Here is a 7,869-nt window from a genome sequence, read left to right as displayed (position 1 = left end):
AGGTCGCCAAGGTGGCCCTCGTGGCGTGCATGCGCAAGCTCCTCACCATCGTCAACGCCATGCTGCGCGATCAGGCGCACTGGGATCCTGCTCATGGGAAAACCGCTTGACCTGAAACACAGTTGCTATCCCGCGACCCTGCTGGAGAACCGTCGGATCACCACGCCAGACGCCATCGCGGACGTGCGTCATCTGGCCCTGTCGATCGATCCAAAGGTCTTGAGCTACCGGCCCGGCGACGCGCTCGGGGTCTGGTTCCACAACGACCCGGCGCTGGTCGAGGCGCTGCTGGCGGAACTCTCGCTCGACGGCGCGGCCCCGGTGTCTCTGGGGGACGGGGAACTGAGTCTGCGCCAGGCTCTGAGCGAGCGCCTGGAGCTGACGCAACTGCATCCGACCGGCGTCCGCGCCTGGGCCGATCTGGCGCGGGCGGACGATCTGAGCGAGCTGGCGGCGGACGCGGCCCGCTTGCGTGCCTACGCGGGCGAGCGTCAGTTCATCGATCTGGTCGCGGCCCACCCGGCGCGGATCGACGCCGGGACGCTGGTCGGCCTGCTGCGTCCGCTCCAGCCGCGGCTCTATTCGATCGCCTCCAGCCAGGCCGAATTCGAGGACGAGGTCCATCTCACGGTCTCGGTGGTGAGTTATCAGGCCCATGGCCGGGATCATCTCGGCGGCGCCTCGGGTTTTCTGGGCGCGCGGGTAGGCGACCGGGATCCCGTCCGCGTCTATGTCGCCGAGAACGAGGGGTTCCGTCTGCCCGAGGACGGAGCGACGCCGGTCATCCTGATCGGGGCCGGAACCGGCGTCGCGCCCTATCGCGCCTTCCTGCAAGCGCGCGCGGCCAACGGCGACGCCGGGCGCCACTGGCTGGTGTTCGGCAACCGGCATTTCCATCGCGACTTCCTCTATCAGCTCGACTGGCAGGCCCAGCGCAAGGCCGGGCGGCTGCATCGGGTCAGCCTCGCCTTCTCGCGCGACGACGCCGAGAAGCGCTACGTCCAACACCGTCTGCGCGAGGAGGGCCGGGAGCTGCTGCGCTGGCTCGAGGACGGCGCGCATCTCTATGTCTGCGGCGCCACCGCCATGGGTCAGGCCGTGCACCGTGCCCTGCTGGAGATCCTGGCCGGCGAGGCCGGGCTCGACCCGGACGCCGCCGAGGACTACCTCGACAACCTGCGCCGCGCGGCGCGCTATCACCGAGACCTCTACGCATGAGCGCACCCCTGCACGAGAACGAGCGCATCAAGCTCGCCAGTCACTATCTGCGCGGCACGCTCGCGCAGAGCCTGGCCGACGAGCTGACCGGCGCGCTCAACCCGGACGACGCCCAGATCAGCAAGTTCCACGGCTTCTATCAGCAGGACCATCGCGATCTCCGCCAGGAGCGCCGCGAGCGGTATCTGGAACCCTATTTCGGTTTCATGCTGCGGGCGCGGCTGCCGGGCGGCGTCTGCACACCGGCCCAGTGGCTGGCGATCGACGGCATCGGGCGCGAACTGACCAGCGGCAGTCTGCGTCTGACCACCCGCCAGAGCTTCCAGTATCACGGCATCCTGAAACGCCACATCAAGCCGGTCATCCAGGGCATCAACCGGGTCATGATCGACTCGCTCGGCGGCTGCGGCGACGTCAACCGCAACGTCCTCTGCAATCCCAACCCGGTCGAGTCGGCGCTGCACCGGGAGGTCCATGAGTGGGCCAAGCGCATCAGCGAATGCCTGCTGCCGCGCACCCGCGCCTACCATGAACTGTGGCTGGACGGCGAGCAGGTCGGCGGCGGCGAGGATGTCGAGCCCCTCTACGGCGAGTCCTATCTGCCGCGCAAATTCAAGACCGCCGTGGCCGTGCCGCCGCACAACGACGTCGATGTTTATGCCAACGATCTGGGTTTCGTCGCCATCGCCGAGGAGGGGCGACTGGAGGGATTCAACGTCCTGGCCGGCGGCGGCATGGGCGCGACCCATGGGGACAAGTCGACCTTCCCCCGGCTGGCGGATCCGCTCGGATTCATCGAACCGCACCAGACGCTCGCGGTCGCCGAGGCGGTGGTCAGCACCCAGCGCGACCTGGGCGATCGCCGCGATCGCGTCCACGCCCGGCTCAAATACACGATTGAACGCATCGGGCTCGATGCCTTCCGCGCCGAGGTCGAGCGCCGCGCCGGCCTCCGATTCGCGCCGTCACGGCCGGTCCGCTTCACCGATCAGGGCGACCGTTACGGCTGGGTCAAGGGTCGGGACGACCATTGGCATCTGACCCTTTACATCGAGAGCGGACGCCTGATCGACGGCCCCGGTCACGGCCCCATGACCGGTCTGCGCGAGATCGCCCGAATCCATCAGGGCGACTTCCGCATCACGCCGAATCAGAACCTGATCGTGGCGGGCGTGCCCGAGGCGCGCAAGGCCGGGATCGAGCGACTCGCCCGCGCGCACGGACTGCTGGCCGAGGAGCGCTCGGCGCTGCGACGCAACGGCCTCGCCTGCGTGGCGCTGCCCACCTGCCCCCTGGCGATGGCCGAGGCCGAGCGTTACTTCCCGGATTTCATGGATCAGGTCGAGCGCCTGGCCCACCGGCACGGCCTCGCCGATCAGGAGATGGTGATCCGCATGACCGGCTGCCCCAACGGCTGCGCCCGTCCCTATCTCGCCGAGCTGGCGCTGGTCGGCAAGGGACCGGGCCACTACAACCTCATGCTCGGCGGCGACGGCATCGGCAAGCGGCTCAACCGGCTCTATCGCGAGAACCTCGACGAGACCGCGATCCTGGCCGAGATCGACAGCCTGTTTGGACGCTTCGCCGCCAATCGCCAACCGGGCGAGCGCTTCGGCGACTATCTGATCCGCGACGGCCTGGTCCGCGCGGTCGTGAATCCCGCGGAGGACTACCATGATTGATACCAACCTCGTGGCGCCGGGCCCCGGCGACCGGGCCGCGCTCGACGAGATCAACCGGCGACTGGAGGCCAAGAGCGCGGAGGACCGCGCGCTCTGGGCCCTGGAGCATCTGCCCGAGCGCCATGTCCTGTCTTCCAGCTTCGGCGCTCAATCGGCCGTGCTGCTGCACATGCTGACCCTCTTGAAGCCCGACATCCCGGTGATTCTGGTGGATACCGGCTATCTGTTCGCCGAGACCTATCGGCTGATCGACGAGATCGCCGATCGGCTCGGGCTGAACCTCCACGTCTATCGCCCCTTGCTGTCGCCCGCCTGGCAGGAGGCGCGGCTGGGACGTCTCTGGGAGCAGGGCGCGGGCGGTATCGACCAGTACAACCGGATCAACAAGGTCGAGCCGATGGAGCGGGCGTTGACCGAACTCGGGGCGAGCGCCTGGTTCGCCGGTCTGCGCCGCGAACAGGCCCGCTCCCGCGCCGAACTGCCGGTGCTGCGGTGGCAGGAAGGTCGGCTCAAGATCCACCCGATCGTCGACTGGACGAATCTGGACGTGCATCGCTACCTGCGCCGCCACGACCTGCCCGATCATCCGCTACGCGATCAGGGCTACGTCTCGATCGGCGACGTGCACACCAGCCGACCCCTGTTGCCAGGGATGCGGGAAGAAGAGACACGCTTCTTCGGTATCAAGCGCGAGTGCGGTCTGCATCGCTAGATCGGACCACGAACCGGCCACGGCTCGCTTCGGTCGCCCGAAAATCGACAGCAACTCTCATTAAGGCGCCAAGCGTTCGATCCGCCAGGCGCCGTCGCCGTCCCTGACATAGCGGAAGCGGTCGTGCAGCCGGCTTTCGCGTCCCTGCCAGAATTCGATCATCTCGGGCACGACCCGATAACCGCCCCAGAAGTCCGGCAGCGGGATCTCGCCTCGGGCGAATTTGCGCGCCATCTCCGCCACCTTGGCCTCTAGCAGCGAGCGCGAGCCGATCACCTGACTCTGCGGCGAGGACCAGGCGCCGATCTGACTGCCGCGCGGACGGCTGGTGAAATAGCGCAGCGACTCGCTGGTCGGGATGCGCTCGGCGCGCCCGCCGATCTGGACCTGGCGCGCCAGGGCGACCCAGGGGAAGAGCATGGCCACGCGCGGGTTGCGATCGATCTCCCGCGCCTTGCGGCTTTCATAGTTGGTGAAAAAGACGAAGCCCCGCTCGTCGTAGAGCTTCAGCAGGACCGTGCGGACCGAAGGCTGTCCCTGGTCGTCGACGGTACAGAGACTCAGGGCGTTCGGCTCCGGTAGATCGGCGCCAATAGCCAGCTCATACCAGCCCTGAAACTGCTTGATCGGGCTGGGATCAAGCTCGGAGCGGGAGAGTCCATGCTCCATCAGCTCGCGTCTCAAGGTCTCTGGGTTGGCGTTCATGCGGCCTCCCGTCGGCGGCTAGGGGCGGAAACGACGCAAGGCGGGCTTTCCGTAGGGTTTATAAGATCATAATTATTCATTAAAAATTATCAATCCAAATAGAGAAAATTAGGATAATTGACTGGCCAAATGCTAACTGTTTCGGTAGGTTATGGGCCAAGACCAAGTTAGCGCGTTCAAACATCAAGCCGCCGTGCCTCCGTGAACGACGACCGGGGCTCCACTTTTGGAGCGCGGGTAAAACGGATAGCGAGCGAGCGGCCCGACACCACACCACACCGACCGAGGAATATGCCATGACCCGTCAAGACCAGATCAAGGCCATCGAGCAGGATTGGGCCGAGAACCCCCGTTGGACCGACGTGACGCGCGGCTATTCGGCCGCCGACGTGGTGCGGCTGCGCGGCTCCGTCCAGCCCGAGCATACCTACGCCAAGCTCGGCGCCGAAAAGCTCTGGAAGCTGGTCCGCGGCAGTGCCAAGAAAGGCTACGTCAACTGCATGGGCGCCATCACTGGCGGCCAGGCGATGCAGCAGGCCAAGGCCGGCATCGAGGCCATCTATCTCTCCGGCTGGCAGGTCGCGGCCGACGGCAACACCTCCGAGACCATGTATCCGGACCAGTCGCTCTATGCCGTCGATTCGGTGCCCACCATGGTGCGGCGCATCAACAATACCTTCAAGCGCGCCGATGAGATCCAGTGGTCCAAGGAAATCGGACCTGGCGACGCGGGTTACGTGGACCATTTCCTGCCGATCGTGGCCGATGCCGAGGCCGGTTTCGGCGGTGTGCTCAACGCCTTCGAGCTGATGAAGAACATGATCGTCGCGGGTGCCGCCGGAGTCCATTTCGAGGACCAGCTCGCGGCGGTGAAGAAGTGCGGTCACATGGGAGGCAAGGTGCTGGTGCCGACCCGCGAGGCGGTGCAGAAACTGATCGCCGCGCGCCTGGCCGCCGACGTCATGGGCGTGCCGACCCTGTTGCTGGCGCGTACCGACGCCGAGGCCGCCAACCTGCTGACCAGCGACGTGGACGACAACGACCGTCCCTTCCTCACCGGCACGCGCACCGACGAAGGCTTCTACGTCGTCAAGAATGGACTGGAGCAAGCGATCAGCCGCGGTCTGGCCTATGCCCCCTACGCCGATCTGGTCTGGTGCGAGACCGGCACGCCCGATCTGGGTTTCGCCCGCGAATTCGCCCAGGCGGTACTGGAGAAGAACCCCAACAAACTGCTGGCCTACAACTGCTCGCCGTCCTTCAACTGGAAGAAGAACCTGGACGACGCCACCATCGCCCGCTTCCAGGACGAACTGGCGGACATGGGCTACAAGTACCAGTTCATCACCCTGGCCGGCATTCACAACATGTGGTTCAACATGTTCGACCTAGCCTACGACTACGCCCAAGGCGAGGGCATGCGCCACTATGTCGAGAAGGTCCAGGGACCGGAATTCGCCGCTCGCGAAAAGGGCTACACCTTCGTCTCGCATCAGCAGGAGGTCGGCGTCGGTTACTTCGATGACGTCACCACGGTGATTCAGGGCGGCCATTCCTCGGTGACCGCGCTGACCGGCTCGACCGAGGAAGAGCAGTTCTGACCGTGCTCCCGAGCGTCCAGGGTACGCCCGTGCGATAGGCGCACCCTGGCACCAGGAGTCTGTCCGACCTGTTGAGCTTAGGTCGGGAAATCGCCAAGAACCGGTGACAAGTTGATCAACAACGTTGCGCTGTGCGGATTTTGGCAGTTTCGACTCAACGGCCGGATGCCACAATGGGCGTTATGAGGCTTGGCAGGTCACGACGAAACAGCGCGAGCCAAATCAGAAGCGGAGAGACCGAAGGCAGAATCAGAAAGCCAAGCTGGTAGGTGAGTGCTAAACCCTCATAGCCGACACGAGAGAGCCCCAGCCGCACATGCGTTGCTTCATTGATGTTGAACGCCAGGATTTTTGTAACCTCGGCGGCAACACCAAACGCCTGGACGAGGAATAACAGCAGAATCCCGATCATCCAGTAGCCCGCTTTCGCCCACTCGTGGCACGGCGTCGCAAGAACGAGGGCCGTGTACAACGGCAGGGAATAGGCATATTGCTGTGGATTGACCTCGAAAACCAAGTCGGCGTCAACGGCCGGACATGTCCTGATAGCAGACAACGCGGGCTTGATCACCGCCAGCACCGTATTACCATGCGGCTCTATCGCTCGGATGAGATCCGGGAAAAGCCCGGTCATCATCGCATCGAGCAGCCACGCCAGCGGCAGCACCGTGAGGATGGAGGAGAAATACCAAACGCCGAAACAGGGCGGTAACCAGAGGAAGACGCTCGCGATGAATCGGGCCGTCGGACTCATCTCAGGCGCCCTCTTCCCGAAGCCGCCTAGCCTGGCCGTCGGCGGTTAGCCAGCGGAGCCAGAAGAGAAAAACAATGAGTACGTCGAGCATGATGAGTGCCTGCCAGACGTACAAATGCGCCCACTCGAAGAAGGTCTTATTCCACTGACCGATGTAGAACAGACTGATAATTCGGACCAGATTCAACATCTGCACGGTCGCCAATCCGACAAGAATGCCGATGGCTTTTTCACGCCACCGCGAGGGGAAAGCGAGCATCGCCGCCACCAGAATGATGCCGGCCTCGATGCCGTTACAGCCTGCCTCGATGGAAACGGCGAAACCGCTATCCTGATCCCAGATCATCTTGCCCTGCGCAAGGACTCGCCCGTCGAATAGCTGCATCAGGCCCGCGCTCAGGCGGGTAACGGCGGATGTAAAGGGAATCACGACAGCCTTTTGCCCGATCGGCAGCAGCTCGATGGCAAAAAGCGTTGTAACGATGAAGAAAAACAACAGGACGTAGCGCGTCAAGGAACAACTCCAAGGTCAATGTCGCTGAGATCCCCCAACGTCGCCGATGCGTTTTGCCTTCCAGGTTGGATCTAAAATGGCCTGCTTGATTTCAACCGCCAACCAACAGCCAACACCATCAGCGACGCCAGGATCAGCATGCCCCACTCCGACAGGGTCGGAATGGTGGCGACTCTTGTGGCCTGCACAGTGATCACCGCTAGCGCGGCGTCATAGGCGTTGTTCTCATAGACGCTGATGACGGCGTCGAAGATCCCAAGCGGTCCGGTCGGGATCCCGCTGATGACCCCGGAGGCTGGGTCTAGCGTCAGCCCTTCCGGCAAGGCGCCATAGAGCAAGGCAAATGTTGGGTTGGTGATACCGCTGGTGACGGGTGCCAGGCTGAACGGCTGGCCAAGCGTGGCGGTGGCGGACGGATAGCTGAAGGTCGTCGTGCGCTCCTGGACCGTGACGGTCACGGGATTGGAGGAGATCGCGCTGTAGACGGCCGTCTCCGCCTGGCTGGCCGTCACCTGACAGGTGCCGGCGCTGACGCCCAGCAGTTGATTACCTTCAACCGAGCAGGGTCCGCTGACGCTATAGCTCACGGGTGCGCCAGGGATGCCGCCGGTGGTGGCAAGCAGGCTGCTGCCACCAAAACCGACGCTGGCTGGGGTGGCGCTGAGCACTAGGGCGGGCGGGGC

The 7,869-nt window shown here is 64.4% G+C and carries 8 protein-coding genes and 1 pseudogene; 5 read left to right on the top strand and 4 right to left on the bottom strand.

All coding sequences use genetic code 11. The features are described 5' to 3' along the window. The 4 genes and pseudogenes from CKO27_RS22925 to CKO27_RS22910 form a co-directional block, all read left to right on the top strand. A pseudogene (locus tag CKO27_RS22925) lies at positions 1–110 on the top strand (IS110-like element ISSm3 family transposase); the annotation flags it as partial. Further along, entirely contained in the window at positions 94–1,218 is a 1,125-nt protein-coding gene (locus CKO27_RS22920; RefSeq protein ID WP_200377236.1) for a diflavin oxidoreductase, read from the top strand. The pseudogene CKO27_RS22925 and the gene CKO27_RS22920, both read left to right, overlap by 17 nt. Then, positions 1,215–2,900 (top strand): assimilatory sulfite reductase (NADPH) hemoprotein subunit, encoded by a 1,686-nt coding sequence (gene cysI / locus CKO27_RS22915; protein WP_200377235.1) that lies wholly within the window; start codon positions 1,215–1,217, stop codon positions 2,898–2,900. Before CKO27_RS22920 ends, cysI begins: the two co-directional genes overlap by 4 nt. Then, complete coding sequence (locus tag CKO27_RS22910) at positions 2,893–3,612, top strand: phosphoadenylyl-sulfate reductase (protein ID WP_200377234.1); 720 nt, start codon at positions 2,893–2,895, stop codon at positions 3,610–3,612. The genes cysI and CKO27_RS22910 overlap by 8 nt, the downstream gene beginning before the upstream one ends. A 60-nt stretch (positions 3,613–3,672) precedes the next feature. Here CKO27_RS22910 and pdxH read toward each other — a convergent pair whose 3' ends face one another. After that, on the bottom strand, positions 3,673–4,317 hold the full coding sequence (pdxH, locus tag CKO27_RS22905; RefSeq protein ID WP_200377233.1) for a pyridoxamine 5'-phosphate oxidase: 645 nt from the start codon (positions 4,315–4,317) through the stop codon (positions 3,673–3,675). A gap of 296 nt (positions 4,318–4,613) precedes the next feature. On the opposite strand from pdxH, the gene aceA reads away from it, so the two are divergent. Then, the gene (gene aceA / locus CKO27_RS22900) at positions 4,614–5,918 is read left to right on the top strand and encodes an isocitrate lyase (RefSeq protein WP_200377232.1); all 1,305 of its coding nucleotides are present in this window, start codon (positions 4,614–4,616) and stop codon (positions 5,916–5,918) included. Positions 5,919–6,072: 154 nt separating this feature from the next. Here aceA and CKO27_RS22895 read toward each other — a convergent pair whose 3' ends face one another. The 3 genes from CKO27_RS22895 to CKO27_RS22885 form a co-directional block, all read right to left on the bottom strand. Further along, entirely contained in the window at positions 6,073–6,672 is a 600-nt protein-coding gene (locus tag CKO27_RS22895; RefSeq protein ID WP_200377231.1) for an exosortase H-associated membrane protein, read from the bottom strand. A 1-nt stretch (position 6,673) separates the two neighbouring features. Further along, positions 6,674–7,186 carry an exosortase H gene (xrtH, locus tag CKO27_RS22890; RefSeq protein WP_200377230.1) on the bottom strand — a complete coding sequence of 171 codons (513 nt, stop codon included), beginning with the start codon at positions 7,184–7,186 and terminating at the stop codon, positions 6,674–6,676. Between the two features lie 71 nt (positions 7,187–7,257). Next, the coding region (locus CKO27_RS22885; protein ID WP_200377229.1) for an IPTL-CTERM sorting domain-containing protein at positions 7,258–7,869 on the bottom strand (612 nt) is incomplete at its 5' end.

The sequence above is a fragment of the Thiocystis violacea genome (assembly GCF_016583575.1).
Taxonomy (GTDB): Bacteria; Pseudomonadota; Gammaproteobacteria; order Chromatiales; family Chromatiaceae; genus Thiocystis; species Thiocystis violacea.
This window is presented reverse-complemented; position numbering and strand designations above follow the sequence as displayed.